The sequence below is a fragment of the Methylophilus sp. 13 genome (assembly GCF_015354335.1).
Classification (GTDB): domain Bacteria; phylum Pseudomonadota; class Gammaproteobacteria; order Burkholderiales; family Methylophilaceae; genus Methylophilus; species Methylophilus glucosoxydans.
In genome coordinates, this window is the sequence record NZ_JADKYR010000002.1 from 476804 (window position 1) to 495466 (window position 18663).

General features: G+C 51.9%; 19 protein-coding genes. 10 read left to right on the forward strand and 9 right to left on the reverse strand.

Going from position 1 to position 18663, the window contains the following annotated elements:
• Window positions 1–24: 24 nt before the first annotated feature.
• The gene (rlmD, locus tag INP77_RS06475) at window positions 25–1398 is read right to left on the reverse strand and encodes a 23S rRNA (uracil(1939)-C(5))-methyltransferase RlmD (RefSeq protein WP_194748197.1); all 1374 of its coding nucleotides are present in this window, start codon (window positions 1396–1398) and stop codon (window positions 25–27) included.
• 67 nt (window positions 1399–1465) lie between these two features.
• On the opposite strand from rlmD, the gene INP77_RS06480 reads away from it, so the two are divergent.
• Window positions 1466–1954, forward strand: a complete 489-nt coding sequence (locus INP77_RS06480) for a hypothetical protein (RefSeq protein ID WP_194748198.1) — start codon at window positions 1466–1468, stop codon at window positions 1952–1954.
• Here the strand turns inward: INP77_RS06480 and INP77_RS06485 are convergent.
• Complete coding sequence (locus INP77_RS06485) at window positions 1951–2739, reverse strand: 3'-5' exonuclease (RefSeq protein WP_194748199.1); 789 nt, start codon at window positions 2737–2739, stop codon at window positions 1951–1953. The genes INP77_RS06480 and INP77_RS06485 overlap by 4 nt on opposite strands.
• Before the next feature lie 290 nt (window positions 2740–3029).
• On the opposite strand from INP77_RS06485, the gene INP77_RS06490 reads away from it, so the two are divergent.
• Window positions 3030–3725 carry a hypothetical protein gene (locus INP77_RS06490; RefSeq protein WP_194748200.1) on the forward strand — a complete coding sequence of 232 codons (696 nt, stop codon included), beginning with the start codon at window positions 3030–3032 and terminating at the stop codon, window positions 3723–3725.
• Between the two features lie 121 nt (window positions 3726–3846).
• On the opposite strand, the gene INP77_RS06495 is transcribed toward INP77_RS06490, so the two are convergent.
• Window positions 3847–4326, reverse strand: a complete 480-nt coding sequence (locus INP77_RS06495) for a hypothetical protein (RefSeq protein WP_194748201.1) — start codon at window positions 4324–4326, stop codon at window positions 3847–3849.
• Window positions 4327–4374: 48 nt separating this feature from the next.
• Here INP77_RS06495 and INP77_RS14980 point away from each other — a divergent pair, with 48 nt between their 5' ends.
• Both INP77_RS14980 and INP77_RS06500 read left to right on the forward strand, forming a co-directional pair.
• Window positions 4375–4500 carry a hypothetical protein gene (locus INP77_RS14980; RefSeq protein WP_255521184.1) on the forward strand — a complete coding sequence of 42 codons (126 nt, stop codon included), beginning with the start codon at window positions 4375–4377 and terminating at the stop codon, window positions 4498–4500.
• 318 nt (window positions 4501–4818) lie between these two features.
• Entirely contained in the window at window positions 4819–5469 is a 651-nt protein-coding gene (locus INP77_RS06500; protein WP_194748202.1) for an outer membrane beta-barrel protein, read from the forward strand.
• Between the two features lie 90 nt (window positions 5470–5559).
• On the opposite strand, the gene INP77_RS06505 is transcribed toward INP77_RS06500, so the two are convergent.
• From INP77_RS06505 to cysM, 4 genes are read right to left on the reverse strand one after another with little or no spacing between them, the layout of a single operon-like run.
• Window positions 5560–6012 carry a YdbL family protein gene (locus tag INP77_RS06505; RefSeq protein WP_194748203.1) on the reverse strand — a complete coding sequence of 151 codons (453 nt, stop codon included), beginning with the start codon at window positions 6010–6012 and terminating at the stop codon, window positions 5560–5562.
• Entirely contained in the window at window positions 6009–6257 is a 249-nt protein-coding gene (locus INP77_RS06510; RefSeq protein ID WP_194748204.1) for a hypothetical protein, read from the reverse strand. Before INP77_RS06510 ends, INP77_RS06505 begins: the two co-directional genes overlap by 4 nt.
• A gap of 42 nt (window positions 6258–6299) precedes the next feature.
• Window positions 6300–8234, reverse strand: a complete 1935-nt coding sequence (locus tag INP77_RS06515; protein WP_228518759.1) for a hypothetical protein — start codon at window positions 8232–8234, stop codon at window positions 6300–6302.
• A 50-nt stretch (window positions 8235–8284) separates the two neighbouring features.
• A complete protein-coding gene (gene cysM, locus INP77_RS06520; protein ID WP_194748206.1) occupies window positions 8285–9178 on the reverse strand; it encodes a cysteine synthase CysM in 894 nt (297 codons plus the stop codon).
• A gap of 225 nt (window positions 9179–9403) precedes the next feature.
• On the opposite strand from cysM, the gene INP77_RS06525 reads away from it, so the two are divergent.
• On the forward strand, window positions 9404–10531 hold the full coding sequence (locus INP77_RS06525; RefSeq protein WP_228518760.1) for a GGDEF domain-containing protein: 1128 nt from the start codon (window positions 9404–9406) through the stop codon (window positions 10529–10531).
• Window positions 10532–10569: 38 nt separating this feature from the next.
• Complete coding sequence (locus tag INP77_RS06530) at window positions 10570–11664, forward strand: hypothetical protein (protein ID WP_228518761.1); 1095 nt, start codon at window positions 10570–10572, stop codon at window positions 11662–11664.
• Here the strand turns inward: INP77_RS06530 and INP77_RS06535 are convergent.
• Together INP77_RS06535 and INP77_RS06540 are read right to left on the reverse strand one after the other, a co-directional pair.
• A complete protein-coding gene (locus INP77_RS06535) occupies window positions 11609–12109 on the reverse strand; it encodes a disulfide bond formation protein B (protein WP_194748208.1) in 501 nt (166 codons plus the stop codon). The genes INP77_RS06530 and INP77_RS06535 overlap by 56 nt on opposite strands.
• Window positions 12110–12248: 139 nt before the next feature.
• Window positions 12249–13199, reverse strand: coding sequence for a lytic transglycosylase domain-containing protein (locus tag INP77_RS06540; protein WP_194748209.1), 951 nt, complete (start codon window positions 13197–13199; stop codon window positions 12249–12251).
• A 252-nt stretch (window positions 13200–13451) separates the two neighbouring features.
• On the opposite strand from INP77_RS06540, the gene xseA reads away from it, so the two are divergent.
• The 4 genes from xseA to dapD all read left to right on the forward strand — a co-directional run bounded on the left by xseA (window position 13452) and on the right by dapD (window position 18569).
• A complete protein-coding gene (gene xseA, locus INP77_RS06545) occupies window positions 13452–14666 on the forward strand; it encodes an exodeoxyribonuclease VII large subunit (protein WP_194748210.1) in 1215 nt (404 codons plus the stop codon).
• A gap of 122 nt (window positions 14667–14788) precedes the next feature.
• The gene (locus tag INP77_RS06550) at window positions 14789–16672 is read left to right on the forward strand and encodes a potassium transporter Kup (RefSeq protein WP_194748211.1); all 1884 of its coding nucleotides are present in this window, start codon (window positions 14789–14791) and stop codon (window positions 16670–16672) included.
• 156 nt (window positions 16673–16828) lie between these two features.
• Window positions 16829–17641: a M48 family metallopeptidase gene (locus INP77_RS06555; protein WP_194748212.1), complete on the forward strand. Its 813-nt coding sequence runs from the start codon at window positions 16829–16831 to the stop codon at window positions 17639–17641.
• Between the two features lie 100 nt (window positions 17642–17741).
• Window positions 17742–18569 carry a 2,3,4,5-tetrahydropyridine-2,6-dicarboxylate N-succinyltransferase gene (gene dapD / locus INP77_RS06560; RefSeq protein ID WP_194748213.1) on the forward strand — a complete coding sequence of 276 codons (828 nt, stop codon included), beginning with the start codon at window positions 17742–17744 and terminating at the stop codon, window positions 18567–18569.
• The last annotated feature ends 94 nt before the right edge of the window (window positions 18570–18663 follow it).

Below are 18663 nucleotides of genomic sequence, written 5' to 3' on the forward strand. Positions count from 1 at the left end.
CAGCGCAGAGGAACAGCTAGCACATCAATCCTTCTCAAACACAGCAATCGATTCAACGTGCGCCGTATGCGGAAACATATTCATCACCCCGGCCGCCTCTAAGCGGTAACCCTTGACCTGAGTCAGAATGGCAGCATCGCGTGCCAGCGTGGAAGGGTTACAAGAGACATAAACAATGCGTGAGGGCGCGTGACTGTCATTCGGATCCTCAGCCTCGGGCAATGCCTTGATCAGTTCAATCGCACCATCACGCGGGGGATCAATCAGCCATTTGTCAAACGCGCCCAAGGCTAATAATGACTCAGGCGTCATATCAAACAGATCAGACTCGGCAAACTCGACATTGGTCACGCCATTGAGGCCTGCGTTTTCAATCGCCCGTTTCACCAGCGCCTGCGCACCTTCCACCCCATACACCGTGGCGCCACTGCGCGCAATCGGCAAGGTAAAATTACCGAGCCCACAGAAAAAATCGGCGATACGCTCACCCGCCTGCGGCTGCAACAACTGCATGGCACGACGGATCATGACACGGTTGATGGCAGGGTTGACCTGCGTAAACTCCGTCGGATTAAAGGGATACTCCAAACCAAACTCAGGCAGGCTGTAGTGCAATTTATCGCCATGATCAAACAAAGGCTTGACCGTGTCGGGACCTTTGGTTTGCGTCCACATTTGCACACCATGCGCCTCTTCAAAGGTTTTCAGCAAGGCCACATCGTCCTCGGTCAGCGCTTCCAGAATGCGTAGCACCAGTACCGTAGCATCTTCACCTACCGCCAGTTCAATCTGTGGTAGCGACTGTTTAACTGAGAGCTGTCCAATCAACGCTTTCAACGGCAAGATCAAATCCGACACCGGTTGGGTCAGGACTTCACAGCTGTCCATAAAAGTGACATAGCTGCTGCCCTTTTCATTAAAGCCCACCAGCACCCCACCCTTTTTCTCGACATAGCGCACGCGTAAACGGGCTTTGTGCCGGTAGTGCCAAGGCGTGCCCTGAATAGGCGGTAAAATCTTGGCAGGTTTGACACGGCCAATATGCCACAAATCATTTTCCAGCATGCGTTGCTTGGCTGCGACCTGTGCCGAAAACTCCAGATGTTGCATGGCACAGCCACCGCAAATGCCAAAATAAGCACAGCCAGGGGTCACGCGCTGGCTCGAAGCTTTCAGAACCTCAGTCGCGGTCGCCAGCTCATAGGTCGATTTGACATGGTGCGAAACAAACAGGACTTCTTCAAATGGCAGGGCCCCTTCGATAAAAATCACCTTACCATCGACATGGGCAACGCCCCGTCCTTCCTGGTCGAGTGATTCAATGCTGGCATGGCGCGGAGTTTGCGCTGCCTTCGCAGCGGGGGATAAATTGGATGATCGTTGACGGCTATTTCTCATAACCTGTTATTTTACCTGATTTGGGCATACAATCGTTTCAAGGTCTAATCAAAATGAGGAGGTCACCATGTTAAAAAAATATTGCCTTTCACTCGCCATCTGCCTCTCGCTATTCGCGGCCGGGGTGTGCCATGCCGATGAGATTTCCATCCAGCAGGATGTGCATGGGGTGCAGTACGTCACTGGCGGCATAGGCTCAGAAGAAGTGGAGGCCATGGAAGCCTTTAAAAAACAATTCAATTTGTATTTCCTGTTTTCCGAGGGCAAGGCGGGTCGCGTCATTGATGATATCCAGCTGGCCATTCTGGACAGTAAAAATCAGGAAATATTTACGCTAGACCATGCTGCACCGAGACTGTTGCTCAACTTGCCGAGTGGCAAATATCAGGCGGTTGCCAGCTATCTGGGTAGCGAGCAGCGCTACCGTTTTGTGCACGACGCAAAAAAATCTAAACGCATCATTCTTAATTGGAAAAACAAGATTGATGAGGATACTGTCGAGCCGGTCACTGACGATCAAAGCGCTGAGGAACCCGCACCGACAGCGACGCCTTAAACAGTGGAATCCATTGCGTCCCAGGCAGCCATAAACTGCTGCCAGTGTTCGCCAGGATAGGCTGCCAGCGTATCCCGCACCAGCTGGATTTCTGACTGGTAACAAGCCTCATTCAAATGCCCACGCATTTTTAAAAAGCGCAGGTACACCAAATGCGTATTGGCAACATCCGTTTCGCAATAATCGCGGATCGCCTTGACTTCACCGTTAAGATAGGCCTGCCAGACCTTGCTGCCATCCATGCCAAGCTTGCCTGGAAAGCCACACAGCTGGGCCATGTCATCCAGTGGGGCATTGGCACGTCCGCTATACATGGCCAGTACATCCATTAAATCCAGATGGCGCATGTGATAACGGCTGATGTAGTTATTCCATTTAAAATCCTTGTCGTCTTCGCCCAGATCCCAATAGCGTGGCGCAGCAATGCCATGCACCATGGCGCGGTAATGCAGCACCGGCAAATCAAAACCACTCCCATTCCAGCTCACCAGGTTAGGGGTGTATTTTTCAATCCCGTCAAAAAAGCGCTGGATAATTTCTGCTTCACTGGCTTGCTCATCGCCCAGCGTCCAGACGCGAAATTGGTTCCCTTCACGCAAGGCGCAGGAAATCGCACACACGCGCTGCAAATGATGCGGCAGAAACTCCGTGCCATTTTGCTGGCGCCGCTGATGAAAAGCGATATTCGCCACCTCGTCGTCACTCAAACTGGCTGGCAGATCATGTAACTGGCGGATCCCGGCAACATCGGGAATCGTTTCAATATCAAACACCAAACTAAGCATCGGATTTCCTGTTAAAGAGTCGCTTTTAAAATAGCACAGCGCCAGTGCTGACAGCAATCTATGCAGTCAGCTTGTACAAAAAAGACTGCGTTTGTATCAAAAGATACAATCAGTGCACTTTTGTATCAATTGATACATTTAAATATATGATTTATAAAGGTTTTTTATGTTTTTTTAGTCTATCAAACCAAGAGGTGCCGTATTACTCTGTATCCGTTCAGTCAACAAGAGCATTGCCAGGGAGCAATTGCTTCAGCCCTGAACCTTTAAAAACTTACGGAGTACTCATCATGACATCTATCAATTCAATCGGCAGTAACAACTACATTCAATCGCTTTCGCAAGTAGGGCAGCGTAATGGCATGCAACCGCCGCCTCCGCCGCCAGATGGCGACAAACAAGGCAAGGATGGCGGCGGATTTTTAGGGGCGATAGACGCAGCGCTGAAAAGTGCTGGCATTTCAGGCGGTCTGGAATCTCTCTTCGGCAGTCAGGGGACTAACAGTGCAAGTACCAGCACAGAGAGCACAGATACAAGTAGCACAACAAGCACGAGTACAGATGCCAGTGATGCATTAAGCAGTTTTTTACAAAACCTGATGGGCGCCCTGCAATCACAGGGGACGGCTGGCAACAATACAGAAAGTACGAGTGACAGTACAGACAAGACGAGTGTTGATGCCACCACAACAGCAGGCGTACACCGTCATTTCGGCGGCCATGGCAAACAAGATATGGAAGCAAAACTACAAAGCTTGATTAGCGCTTTAAATACAAGTAGTGATTCCAGCAACACAACGGCCAGTAACACGACCACCAGTGGATCAACAAACCAGAACAGTGCGCTGGAGAGCAGTTTTCAGTCACTGGTTAGCGCACTCGGTGGCAGTAGCAGCAATGCCAGCTTGAGTGGCTTTTTGCAGGCCTTATCCTCCAACATGCAAAATCGTGGTCCAGCAGGGAACGTCGTCAGCACTGAGGCTTAGAGATAACAGCATCTGGCCCCAGATCCACCGCAACTACCACTGTGAGAGACTCTGTAATGGTGGTAGTTGTCGCTTGATTCCGATAATTTGGAATCAAGCTTGCCCCCTGATTAAAGCGCGGTCAGGCAAATTCCAGTTGCATAATATCCGTCTCAGAATCTTCCTCCAGCCATTCCGCAGGCGCTTTATGCAATCGGATAGGCGTTTGCATTTCTTCACCGTCAAACGTCAGAATCGCGTAACTGACTTCCTGGGGCGCGGCCATCGGCGTGAATTTACCAAAGCCAAAATGCGCATTGCGCATGACTTGCCATGCACCAGAGGGTTCAGTGTATTCAGGCCTGGAAAAATAATGTGCAATTTGCTTGTCGGTGGCGGCCTTGAGCGCGCAGTCTTGCTCACGCGACAGCACCGACCAGCGATAATCCAGTCCATCCGCAATTGGTTGCAGCTGCATCAAATACCAGTGCACGTTTTCGCGCGCCAATTGGATCAATGATCGCACCCGACCGGTGTGATGATTCAGAATGTAGTAAATCCCCAGATCTTGCTGATGAATGCTTTCACCCAGACGGGGTAGAACGAAAAGATTAGTTGGCACAACAAACTCCTTTCATTGGGACACGCACTTTGATTGTATGCAATGAACATGCCTGAAACTGAAATCAATGACTTTTACCTGTTTGTTCTCAATCTAGATGAGAGAAGCAACCGGCCGGAATTGTTCAATGCGGCACACTTTGGGGGCACTATTGGCAGTGGTGATTTGCTTTAAGCAATTGATTTGATTGATGACATACCTACGGTTCACCACGAGGCAAGCCAAAAATAAGCATCGTGGTCATTTTGAGCCGGCCTGTGCAGCCACAGCACCACTGTGACCATCTATGGCAGTAGATAAGTTGCCTTTTTAGTCATTTAGCGCGGTTTTATGCACCATCCTGACACTTTACTGCTCGGCGGTCTTAGATGACCGATTTGTGACAGCCCACACCTACAAACATAGTCACACCAAAAGTTACTTAATTTAACCTTTTCTGCTAAAGTAACAAAAAAACAAATCATTCCTCAATCAGACCGTAAAGGCACTTCTATGAAACTATTGCGTACAACTTCTCTCTTGGGACTATTGCTGATGTCAGCCGCCAGCGCTGTGAGTGCCGCTGAGCCAGAAAGCCAGCATGGCTTGCAACAAACACCGTTTTATTTTGGTTTGGATGTCGCTTACCTTCGGCAAAAAAATCAAACACGTGACTTCAAGGAAGCGTGGTTTGATGAGTTTGGTACAACCCCCTCGGTAAAACAGGATAGAAATGCAGGCGCAGGACGGATATTTGCGGGCTACAGCGTCAATGAAAATCTTTCCCTGGAACTTGCGTACTTCAAGACCACTAAAGAAAAAATCGACGCCTCTGATAACATCAGATCAGCGAGCATCAAATACGATGCCAAAGGCGTTGAGTTATCAGGCTTATTCAGCCCTAGCCAATTCCCCAATTTTTTTGTTAAAGCGGGTGCCATTTACTCAGAGTTAGATGCACGTATTAGCGCATCGGCGGGTAACAATGTAGGAAGTAGCTCAGTAAACGATAAAGGCTGGGGCTATGTCGCCGGCTTTGGCTACAAGTATCCGATCAATCAAGTGGTCGATATTAAAGCGACCTATGCCTACTATGGCAGAGTGGCTGGCGACAGTGACTCACACATGAACCTGTTGTCTCTGGGCTTCCAATATCACTTTTAAGCTTATGCTGGCAGGCGGCTTACATCGTCTGCGCAAAACAATCAAGCCGAAATGGAGCTTTCCATTTCGGCTTTTGCATGTTCAGACCGCTTATTTCTTAAGCCACTGTCCATCCTTCTGCACAAACCAGCCCGCTTGCGCTTTATCCATCCAGCGTTGGGCAAAGGTGCGCTGAATCTCGCCTGTCCACTCTGGATGCCCATTGGCGGCAGCAATGCCCTGGTAGAGCTGGGTGCGATCATTGTTCTCCTGATTGACCAAGCTGGTAACCATGTTGCGTTGTGATAATGGCACTCCGCTGGCCTCTTTGATGGCAATATAGCCATCCGCGGTAAAGCCAATTGCGCCTGACTGGTAGTAAGGCAGTAATTGCGGATGGCGCGCTTGCATGCTGGCTTTAACTGCGGCCAGTGCAGGCGTGTTGATATCCAAATCTGCGGCCGCCAATGCGACAGGCGGTGCGGCAACCAGCAAGATGACAGTTAGCATAGCGATTGCAGACTGACGATAGCGGCACAACAGGTTAGACAGTGCATGGATCATGGTTTGATCTCCTGAACAGAGGGTGACACAGGGTCTTGAGTCGTCGCCGGCGGGGTCGGTGCGGTCGAGCTGGCTGGCAGTTGCCAGACCTCATCAATCACCTTGTCGGCCGCTTTTTCAGCGGCAGCGGCGGGAAAGTAAATATTAATGGTGACACATGCACTGAGCAGCATGGCCAGGCTGAGTATCAAACGCTTGAAGACGACGCTGTGCCTTTGAACCGTGTTTTGTTGTTGCCTACCCATCTCGCGAATTCCTTTCTTTAAAACTATCGCCATTGAGTGCGCTTATTTGACGATCATTTTGCTATTGCTATCAGTGATCCGCCGCATGCGGGCCAGCATATCTTTCCAGCTGACATATTCGGTATAGCCATTCACGTTGACTGAGGGAATCCCCTCACCTTTGACGATGACGAATCCGCCCGGAATCTGCTCAACACCGCCCATTTTACAAACATCCCCACGCAGCTCGCAGCTTAAGCCCATTTTTTCATAGCCAAACTGTTTGAAAAAACGCAAAAACGTCCGTTGCAGGGCCGCCGCCGTGCCCTCACCACCCAAGGCAGTGATGTTTTCAACCGCGCGTTGAGACACTTTTTTCTCAAAAGGGCCATCCGCAGTCTGTATCACAGCATTCATAGAGACAGGCTTCCAGTTTTGTAAGCGCAAATGCTGGACATCACCTTCTAGTTTGCCGGTAATCGAACCAAAATTAAACGTCCGCGTGATCTCACCCATATCAATCTCTCGCATGCGCAGATTGGCATGCAGCTTGGGGACAGCCCCCAGCGGATCATCGACTTCCAGATCAGAGAGCGCGACTTGCCCTTTAAACAAGCTCAACTGCATCTCCCCATCCATGCGCAAGGCATGGTTGGCATAAGTCACGAGTGGAATCTGGCCTTTGATCTCACCACGCATGACAGGCCAGCCGAGCGCCTGGCTAAAGGTGCGCATGCTGATGGGCTGCATGTCCATCTTCAGGTGCCAGACCATGCTCTGATGTATCCAGGCGGCAGACACGTCTTCAAAGATCAAGGCGCCATCCAGCACAGGCAAGCTCAAAGTTGGACTGGTAATCGAGAACCGATTCACGTTTGCCTGCCATTGCGTTTTTCCGAGCGGAATCTTAAGCACATGGCCAGAGGCATAGCCCATGCTGATCTGCTGCGGCTGATCGTAATCCCAGGGAATATGCGCATTCAGATGGGCAAAGCCAAACTTGCCACGTTGATCTTCAACCGTGGCATCCGCAACATCCAGCTGAAACTTCACCGGCTGCAGGCCTTTGGCCTCAAAAGACCAGTCGGCTTTGCCATTCACCTTGAGCTGTCCGAACACGGAATCAGGCAGCAAAGGCTGGATAAACGACTGGTAAAGGCCGTTAAAATCGACGTCTTTGGCATCCAGCTTTAAAAACTCAAAGCGCTGGCTATCCAGATTAAACCGGCTTTGACTGTGTAACGTGCCTACGCCTTGCAATGACAAGGTCGCTGCTTCAATCTCCAGGATGGGCGATGCATACAGGCCACGGATTTCAAATCGCTTGTTGCCCTCGGCAAAATAAAATGGTTGCCAGAACAACTCGCCTTGTTGCCATTCAAATACGCCTTGCCAGCGCCAGCCATTCGCCACCTCATGCGCAGCAATATGCATCACGCCGGTCAGTCTCTCTGCCGCGTGCAAGCCTGCGGCATCACTGAATTTGGCGTCTTTCACCGCCAGTTGCAGCTCAAGCCCTCTGCTGGCCTTGGTGTTCGATGCAGTGTGCCAGGTCGGCATCACCGTCAGATTAAACGGGATATGTGAACGGACATCATGATACAAGCCATCATTACACTGCCAAGTCTCCTGACTGGCTTGTGTCGGCAACTGGCAATACACCTGGAATTTGCCCCAGACCTCATCTTGCATCGCTTTGACTTCAGCATCAACCGTCATCAACGGTTGCCGAGTTTGCAGACGGTAATCCAGATAGATGCGCGGGCGGCGTACCTGGTAATCAGGCATTTTTAACTGCTCGGAGGTAATCAGCAGGCTGGGGCGCGTACTGATCTCCAGTGTCATATCCGGGTGATCAATGCTGGCATTGCCCACCTGCAAGCGCTCGGCATGAATTTGCACATGCTGTTTGCGCTGCAAGTTCACCACCGCATGCGGGTGGTCGAGTTGAAAGAAATCGCCTTGGATGCTTTCGGCACTGAGGCTAAGCTCGGTCATGGCCCAAAGCGGCATAGACCAACAGCACAGCAGCAGTGCCCACAGGCGCATCAATCGGGAAACACACCTGTAGACAAGTAGCGGTCGCCACGATCGCACACAATGGTGACAATCACCGCATTGTTCACTTCTTTGGAGAGTTGCATTGCCGTATACAAGGCACCGCCGCTGGAAATCCCGGCAAAAACGCCTTCTTTGGTTGCCAGTTTGCGCGTGGTCTCTTCCGCATGCTTCTGGCTCACATACCGCAACCCGTCTATGCGTTTGGGGTCATAAATTTTAGGCAGATAGGCTTCTGGCCATTTGCGGATTCCCGGGATTTGCGCCCCCTCCTCCGGCTGCACGCCGATGATCTGAATGGCAGGATTTTGCTCCTTGAGAAAGCGCGAAGTGCCCATAATCGTGCCAGTGGTGCCCATGCTGGATACAAAGTGTGTCACCGCTCCGGCGGTATCACGCCAGATTTCCGGCCCGGTCCCTTCATAATGCGCTTGCGGATTATCCAGATTGCCAAACTGATCCAGCACAATGCCCTCGCCCTCTGCTTGCAACTTCAGTGCCACATCGCGTGCCAACTCCATACTGCCGTCTTTGGGTGTCAAGATCAGCTCAGCACCATATGACTTCATGCTTTGACGGCGTTCGACGGACTGGTTTTCCGGCATCACCAACACCATTTTGTAACCGCGCATGGCCGCCACCATGGCCAGTGCAATGCCGGTATTGCCACTGGTCGCTTCAATCAGCGTATCGCCTGGCTTGATTTGCCCGCGTTGCTCTGCCCGCACAATCATGCTGTAGGCAGGCCGGTCTTTAACTGACCCGGCCGGATTATTGCCTTCCAGCTTGAGCAAGATCGTATTGCTCGGATTCGGGTTCATACGCTGCAAAGCCACCAGCGGCGTGTTTCCAACAAAATTGTCCAGGGTCAGGTAAGGTTTCATAGGGACCGATAATCTGTTTTCGGGGATGAAGTAAGACCACCCCGAAACATAAAAATTTGTGAATGCACGCGTACGATGACACGCAGCAGCTTAATATATGTAAAATTCAGCGGTAATGTACAGCTAACGACAAAGTCTCAATTTTACATAATCTGATCGCATCACAAAAACAATTATTCTTTAGGATACCGGATGTTGAAAAAGTGGTTTAGCCAAGTGCTTGTCATGATGTTGCATCCCATCAAGCTTTTTCCAGCGTCCGGCGATGCGGACCACATGCGTTACAAGGTGGTTTTCCTAAACAACGTGTTCACCTTCTTTGGCATCGTATCTTTTAGCATGGGCATCATCCGCTGGCGCGTGCATCCGCTCATCGGCATCGTGGATATTGTGTTTGGTCTGATTGCGTTTGCCTTGCTATGGGCCTTGCGCCGCAACAAACAACGCGTCGAACTGATCTCTGGCATTGCCCTCTGGTTATGTTTTCTCCAGTTTTTGACGGTCTATTTTCTGGCGACGGGCAACAGTACCCGGAGCGGATTATTGCTCCTTATTCTTGCTGGAGCGTTTTACCTCAAAGGCAGGCAGATGGGCTACCAGATGCTGGCGATTTTACTGTTGCTGGTGGTGGGCAATCACTTAACGCATCTCTTCCCCTCAGAATATGGTCGTCTGGATATTCTGAGCTTGTGCCTCTACCTGCTTGGACAGTTTTTCATCATCCGCAACTACGAATGCCTGCGTGAAAGCCAGACCAATCATTTAAAAGCCCTGAATACCGATCTCGAAGCATTGGTCAAACAGCGGACCGAACAACTGGCTGCGGCCAATACCGCCCTGCAAGTTGAAAAAGAAAACTTAAAAACGCTGTCCAGCACCGACTTTTTAACTGGCTTGAGCAATCGTCAGCACTTTGAAACAGTGTTTGCTGAGCATACCCACACGGTCGGCAGAAAAATCTCGGATGCGCTGATTCTGATAGATATAGACCGTTTTAAATCCATCAATGACACGCATGGCCATGTCATCGGTGACCAAGTGATTAAAACCGTCGCCGAATGCATCAAGAAAAATACGCGCCTGTCTGACATTGCCGTGCGCTGGGGAGGCGATGAAATGATGATTTATGCGCCCCGCATCACACTTGCTCAGGCGGCAAAGCTGGCCGAAAAAATCCGGCAGCAGGTGCATGCCAGATCTTTACCCGACATTGGCCAGATCAGCATCAGTTGCGGCGTGGCAATGTTGCGGATGGGGGACAGCTTGACACAGTTGCTGCATCGAGCAGACCAGGCACTATATGAGGCCAAGCAGGCCGGACGCAATCAGGTCGCTATCTCCGCCGCAGAATAATCATTACAATGGCGGCCACTTGCCGCTGCTTTCTATCTATGACCATTGATTTTATGCTATTCAAAAACGCACTTCCCGCCTGTCTGACGCTGTTTACAAGCTGCCTGTTTACCAGCCCACCCCTGCATGCCGAACAATGGCATACGGTGCAAGGACGGGAAAAGTTTCTGACGGTGTCGGTTGATTTAGACTCCATGCAAGTCGGCCAGCACGAAGACATTATCCTTTTCAAGCTGCGTACAGACGATCATGACGATACGATTGCCACCAAATTGGTACAAGCCTCCTGCAGCGAGTTTTCGATGGAAGTTGAACGCGAAGTGGTATTTCACAAGTCCGAGCTTGCCTCAGAGACGCTGGACTGGAAAAACGATCAGACGCTCAAGCAACGGCCAGATTATGCCTCTGCCAGACTGTCGTTCTGGGGGGTGACGCAAGCCTACGGCCAGGCCATTTCGCTGGCATGCCGCATGACGGGCAATCGCGCACCGGAACGTCTGCAAAGCATGCAGCAAGACCAGTGCAGCGTCTCTAACCCGCTGTATAAAGTCGCCTGTGCCAGCCATCCCAATTGGCGGGCCAATTACAAATTGTATCTGTCCCGCTCGCACGACGTCATCCACAACTGCGGCATTTCTGACGAACGCATGACCAAGCAAGCAGCCTGGTTGTTAAAAAGCGTGATGCGCTGTCAGGATGAACGCTGTGGCAACGAAATTCTGGAATACTGGATTAACCAGCGTGGCCGCGATATTGCCAGTGTGATCCATATGCAAAAGACCTCGGGCAAGGCCTGGACCATCCCCAGCGAACCCGTCCCCTTGTGCCAATCGCTGAATCAGGCTGATCAGGCAATCGCCAGCCTGCAAACCGAAGAGGTGTATGCCAAAGCCAAATATCTGGGTTGCCTCAAGCGCGAGGCTGCCAAGCTTAAGGCCGCCAGCGTGCCGGCAGAGAGCATCTCGCAACAAGCCGAGCAGTCATGCGAAGCGCATTTTAAAGCCTGGCATGACGCGATTGAAAAACAAGCGGCCATGCTGGATGAAAGCACACCCGAAGTTGAGATCGAGACTTTTGCTATCCAGCGCGACGGCTACGAAATAACCAGCCAGCATACACCGCAAACAGAGTAAAACTGATCAGACCCAATTGGGGCAAGGTTAATCCCAGAAACGTCCAGTCTATGGCGGCACAATCGCCCGTACCACGAAATACCAGGGTAAGTGCTTTTTTCAGCGGGAAGTTTTCAAACATGTAATCAAAGCCGACACCACAATCGGCAAAGATTTCTTCTTTGTGTGCCTGTAGCCACCAGTGGCGTATCGCCACCCCCGCGCCGCCAAGCGCCGTCAACACCTCGATCAGGGCCAATCCGGCATGTAGCCAAGATCTTGGGGAGACAAAGACGTGCAGCAAAAACAACAAGCCCAGGCTCATGAAAATGATGCGTTGCGAGATACACAAGGGGCAGGGTTCAAGCTGGTTTTGTACTTGAATATACAAAGCGAGTGCCACAATGCCAAATCCGGCCAAAAATCCCAATACATAGCCGCCACGCCCTTTAAACCATGCTGCCATTGCCCGCTCCTACCCGATGATCAAATGCAAATTGTAATGGATAACGCAGCTAAGAGGCACCCTGGGTGTGGATGGTTCCGTGTTTTTTAAGTTGGCCGGGATCTCCCGGTCAAACAGCGCAAACAGTCAGCAGAAAGATTCAGGAGTTGGCCGCCGGGCTCTGCCCGTCACGCATGGCCGCAGTTTGCCTGATTTCGTGATGTTTTTTCTTGTAGTAACGCGCCACGCGCTTCACATAGTCGCGTGTCTCCGGGTAAGGCGGGATGCCCTGATGCCTGGACACCGCATGTTCCCCGGCATTGTAAGCCGCTACGACGCGCTCGACATCGCCATCAAAGTAATTGATCAACCAGCGCAGGTAGGACAAGCCCCCTTTAATATTTTGCTCGGGATCATAAGCATCCTTGACGTGAAACCTGGCCTGCGTCTCGGGTAGCAATTGCATCAGGCCCTGGGCCTTTTTGCGTGAAGTTGCTTTAGGATTAAAGCCGGACTCCACTGCAATCACGGCCATCGCCAAATCAATGTCTACCCCATAAGCTGGCGCATGTTTTTTGACCAGCGTGTAAATGGGGCCGCGTTTACGGAACAACACTTCAGCCGCTGACTGCCCCTGATTTTGCATGCAGGCGGGCAGCTTGGCCGCGGAGGCATCACCAGCGCCCTGGTCCAACCAGATCCGGGCATCGCGATGGCCTTGAATCGCCGCCAGGCTGAAAAAACGCGCGGCAATATCATGATTGACCTCCACGCCTTTGCCCATGCTGTAAAACCAGCCCATGGCAAATTGCGCATCAGGATCACGGGTTTCTGCAGCCAACGCACAGTAATGGGCGTGCGCCTCGGCATAACTGCTGATCCCTAGCGCATTTTTTGTGCCCGTTGCCAGACTCACCTGTAATTTAATGAATTGCTTGTAGGCGTCATTCTGCATCACCGCCTGCTCGCGCTTGTAGCTGGCCACGACAGGACTCGTGGTCTCGACCGCGGCGACTTCCGTCTCGGGCGGCGATTTGTCAGACGTTTCATCCGCCTGCGCCAGCGCAACCAGTCCCAAGCCATGCACAGCACTTGTGTACAGACAACACATAAAAAATGATCGCGCAAAAAATAAATATTTTTTCATTCGCATACAATCCTGAGGGAAATGACCTTGTTTCAAGGTCAGGCAGTCATCAACTATTCCCATGCTGCTCATATCAAGACGCCGCTTTTACGCAAAAGTGCCCCTCTATCTTGAATCAGTGCTCAGTATCCCTTCACAGAACGCCTCTGCTCCAACGCAAGCCATTCGATGAAAGACGTAGCCAAATGCAGCGGGGCTGAGGGATAATGTGCAGCTATGGCTAGCTTGTTATCGACATCATTCAAACAAATCTTGAGTGTCAGCGACCTCACCCGACTCACCAAAGAGTTGCTGGAAACCAGTTTTCCCCTCTTTTGGATCTCGGGCGAGCTCTCAAACTTCACCCGTGCCGCCAGTGGCCACTGGTATTTTTCGCTCAAGGATGAACGTGCACAAATCCGTTGTGTGATGTTTAAAGGGCGCAATAGCGTATTAGGCATGGTGCCGCGCGAAGGGGACCTCATTGAGGCGCGTGCCACGGTCACGCTGTATGAAGCCAGAGGCGATGTGCAACTGACAGTGGAATTTATGCAGCCCGCTGGCCTGGGCAAATTGTATGAAGCTTATGAACAACTCAAGCAACGCTTACAAAACGAAGGGCTGTTTGCTGCCGAGCGTAAACAAGCCATTCCGGCCAATCCGCAACGCATAGGCGTGGTGACCTCAGCGGATGCCGCCGCCTTGCGCGATGTGTTAACCGCCATCCGCCGCCGTGCGCCGGCCATGTCTGTCATCATCTACCCGACGCCAGTGCAAGGCAAAGGCGCTGCCGAACTGATTGCGCAAGCCATTCATCTGGCTGATCAGCGGCAAGAGGTTGATACGCTGCTGATTTGCCGCGGTGGTGGCAGCATAGAAGACTTATGGTCATTTAATGAAGAGGTGGTTGCACGCGCAATCGCCGCTTGTCGACTGCCGACCATTAGCGGGGTGGGCCATGAAACAGATTTCACCATTGCCGATTTTGTCGCTGACTTGCGCGCGGCTACACCGACAGCGGCAGCCGAATTGGCCTGCCCGGATCAGGCGCAGCTTCGCGATCAACTCAGGCAATTACAATTAAGGCTGGGCCGGGCCATGCAATCTTGCTTGCGCCAGCAAAGCCAGACCCTGGACTACTTGTCCAGACGCCTGATCTCCCCCACCCAGCATCTGCAACAACAGCGCCGCGGTCTGCAGCAATGGCAACACAGACTGCAACTGGCCATGCAGCAAGGTTTACAAACGCAACAACGCAAACTGCAATACCTGTCCGCCAGCCTGCAACAACTCAACCCGCATCAGGTGTTGGCCAGGGGCTATGCCATTGTGCAAAAAGCCGATGGCCGCGCAGTGACCGCGGCCAGCGAACTCAGCCTGCAGACGCCCTTGAAACTGACCTTGCATCAAGGTCAGGCAGAGGTGGTGGTGACGCAAATCAGCCCCGACTAGGCGCTCCACTTTTCGTGTAATCGTCCACATGCATTTAGGTCATCAAGATAATTTGCGTCAAAATCTTTGGTGAAGCTCTAAAATTACCCGATAATAATCGTTTGTCTTTAGCTGTTCACACAATGGACCATACAAAAAATCAGCAAACGGCGCTCCATACCATGGCTCTCGCCGCGCTAGGTGTCGTTTTCGGTGACATTGGCACCAGCCCGCTTTACACCATGAAAGAAGTCTTTGCAGTCGGGCACCACCCGCTATTACTGACACAAGCCAATGTCTACGGCATCTTGTCGCTAATCACCTGGGCGCTATTGCTGATTGTGTCGTTCAAATATGTGGCCTTTATCATGCGGGCAGATAACCGTGGTGAAGGCGGCATCATGGCGATGCTATCTTTGGCCAGCCGTTATGCGGGCGGCGAACCCGACCAGCGCAAACGCATCATGCTGCTAGGCATTATCGGGGCCTGTATGTTTTATGCCGACGGCATGATCACCCCCGCCATTTCCGTGCTCTCAGCGGTTGAGGGCCTGGAGGTGGCAGCACCGCAACTGGATAGCTGGATCGTCCCCATTACTTTGTGCGTCCTGTTTGTACTGTTCTGGGCACAAAGCAAAGGCACCGCTGTCGTCGGTGCTTTTTTTGGTCCCATCATGCTGACCTGGTTCTCGGTATTAGGCATTTTGGGCATCCTCAATATCAGTCATCATCCCGAAATTCTCAAGGCCTTAAGCCCCTTCTACGCTTATCAGTTTTTTGCCACCCAGCCCAAAATTGCGTTTATTGCGCTCGGTGCGGTGGTGCTGGCCGTGACCGGAGCCGAAGCCTTATATGCCGACATGGGTCATTTTGGCCGTAAACCGATTCGCCTGGCCTGGTTTTTGTTCGTGTTGCCTGCACTGATTTGCAACTACTTTGGGCAAGGTGCACTTATTCTGGCCGAGCCAGAGTCCATTCAAAACCCGTTTTACCACCTGGCCCCAGACTGGGCCTTGTTCCCGCTGATTATCCTGGCAACCCTGGCGACCGTGATTGCCTCCCAGGCCGTGATTACCGGCGCGTTCTCTGTTTCGCGCCAGGCCTTGCAACTTGGCTTTATTCCGCGCATGCATGTTTCGCACACCTCAGAGCAAACAGAGGGCCAGGTCTACATGCCTCGCGTCAACTGGGGCCTGATGGTCGCAGTCATGGGCCTGGTGCTGATTTTTGGCAGTTCTGGTGACCTGGCGGCAGCCTACGGTATTGCCGTCACCGGCGATATGGTCATCACGACCTTGCTGGCAGCGGTGGTGTTCCACCACCTGTGGGGCTGGAGCAAACTCAAAACGGCCTGCCTGATTTCGCTATTTCTTGTCATTGACCTCTCGTTTTTTGCGGCCAACATTCTCAAAATCCCGGATGGTGGCTGGGTGCCCTTGTTGATCGGCATCATCATCTTCACACTGATGCGCACCTGGAAAACCGGGCGCAGACTGCTTTACCAAATTCTCAAGTCCGAATCCATGGAGCTGATCCCCTTTGTGCAAGCGATTGGGGCGCACCCGCCCGCCCGCGTCAATGGTGCAGGCGTGTTTATGACCCCCAACCCGGATGGCGTGCCACATGCGCTGCTGCATAATCTCAAACACAACAAGGTACTGCATGACAAAGTGGTGATCCTGACGGTGCGTTTTGTTGATTACCCCTACACCACGCTGGAAGAGCGCGCCTCGATGGAGGTGCTGCCTTACGGTTTTTACCGCGTGACCTTGCGTTACGGTTATATGGACGAACCAGACTTGCCACGTGACTTGCCATTGACCGAACCATTCGGCCTCACGCTGGACACCATGGATACCTCGTTCTTTATCGGCAAGGAAATCCTGCTGGCCTCGGATAAACCCGGCATGGCGTTCTGGCGTAAAAAAATCTTTATTGGCTTGTTTAGAACGGCAGAGTCGATTACCAACCAGTTCAAATTACCGCCTAACCGGGTGGTAGAGCTAGGCTCGCAAGTCAAAATTTAACCGGAATGACTGATACTTAAGAATCAGGCATTCAGCGATCAGCAACGACATGCATTCCGCACTGAATGGGTAGACTGATCGTAGCACCTGAATGGAATGATCATAAAAATGAATGGTCACTGCCAATACGTGACCTAGAAACAAGAGGAGAAACACATGCCGACCATTAAAACCCTGGGAATCGCCTGCCTGTGCGCCTTGCTGTCTGCCTGCGCCAGCACCACCAACAATAGCGTCTCGGGCGTACAACGTAGCCAGCTCTTGCTGTTGCCATCGGCGACCGTGGATAAAATGTCTGCGCAATCGTATACGCAAACCCTGCAAGATGCGCAAAAGAACCATACCCTTAACGCGGATAAGACCTTGCTGAATCGCGTGACTACCATTTCTCACCGCCTGATCGCCCAGGTCGGCGTGTTCCGGCCAGATGCCACCAAATGGAAATGGGAAATCAATGTCGAAAAAAATGACCAGCTCAATGCCTACTGTATGCCTGGTGGCAAGATCATGGTGTTTTCCGGTCTGGCCGAAAAACTCAATGCCACCGATGATGAGTTAGCCGCGGTGATTGGTCACGAAATCTCGCATGCATTGCGTGAGCATGGCCGTGAGCGTATGTCACAAGCCTATGTACAGCAGTTCGGTTTACAGGCACTCGCGGCCTACATAGGCGGCACCGCTGGAAATATGGCGGCACAAGGCGCCAGCATGGGCAGCCAGCTGTTCTTCTCCTTGCCCAATGGACGTGAACAGGAGCGTGAAGCGGATCGCATAGGGCTGGAGCTGGCGGCGCGCGCCGGTTACAACCCGGAAGCCGCAGTCAGCTTATGGAAGAAAATGATGGCGGCCAACAAGGAAGCGCCCCCGGAATTCTTAAGTACGCACCCTTCCAGTGAAAACCGTATTAAAGACCTGCAGGCACTGGTGCCCAAGGTCATGCCGCTCTACTTAGCTGCCAAAGGCAAGTAAGTGCTGGCGTAAAGGGCCGTCTTTCATCGACGGCCCCTGCCCTTTCAAAATTAGGTTAAAATTTCGGGTTTACTGTTTTTCAATCGAACAAGAGAAGATTATGGATCCACGTCAAAGCATTATTGAAGCGGCCTTTGAAGACCGCGCCAACATCAACCCTGCCAATGCACCGGCAGACGTCAAAGCCACCGTGGCTTCTATTCTGGATGATCTGGATGCAGGCAAACTGCGTGTGGCTACCCGGATTGGCGATAGCCAGCAATGGGAAACGCATCAGTGGATCAAAAAAGCGGTCTTGCTGTCCTTCCGCCTCAAAGACAACTATTTGATGGATGATGGCGTCACCCGCTACTTCGATAAAGTGGATCCAAAATTTGCCAACTACACCGAAGAAGACTTCAAGGCAGGTGGCTTCCGCGTGGTGCCTAACGCCATAGTGCGCAAAGGCTCTTTCATTGCAAAAAATGCTGTCTTGATGCCGTCTTACGTCAACATTGGCGCCTACGTTGGTGAAGGCACCATGGTAGACACCTGGGCAACCGTAGGTTCCTGCGCACAAATCGGTAAAAATGTGCACTTGTCCGGCGGTGTTGGCATTGGTGGCGTACTGGAACCTGTACAAGCCGGTCCAACCATCATTGGCGATAACTGCTTCGTCGGCGCGCGCTCAGAAGTGGTTGAAGGCGTGGTGGTTGAAGACAACTGCGTGATTTCCATGGGCGTTTACATCGGCCAATCCACTAAAATCTATGACCGCGAAACCGGCGAAGTGCATTATGGTCGCGTGCCTGCAGGTTCTGTGGTCGTTTCAGGCAACCTGCCTTCCAGCGATGGCAAGTACAGCCTGTATTGCGCCGTCATCGTGAAAAAAGTGGATGCCAAAACCTTGGGTAAAGTTGGCATCAACGAGTTGTTGCGCGGCATTTAATACGCCTGCCGAAATAAAATAAAGAGTCACTTCAACCGGCCTGCTCAAGTTATTGCGCGCCGGTTCCGATAAAGGAGTGACTCTCAATACCGTA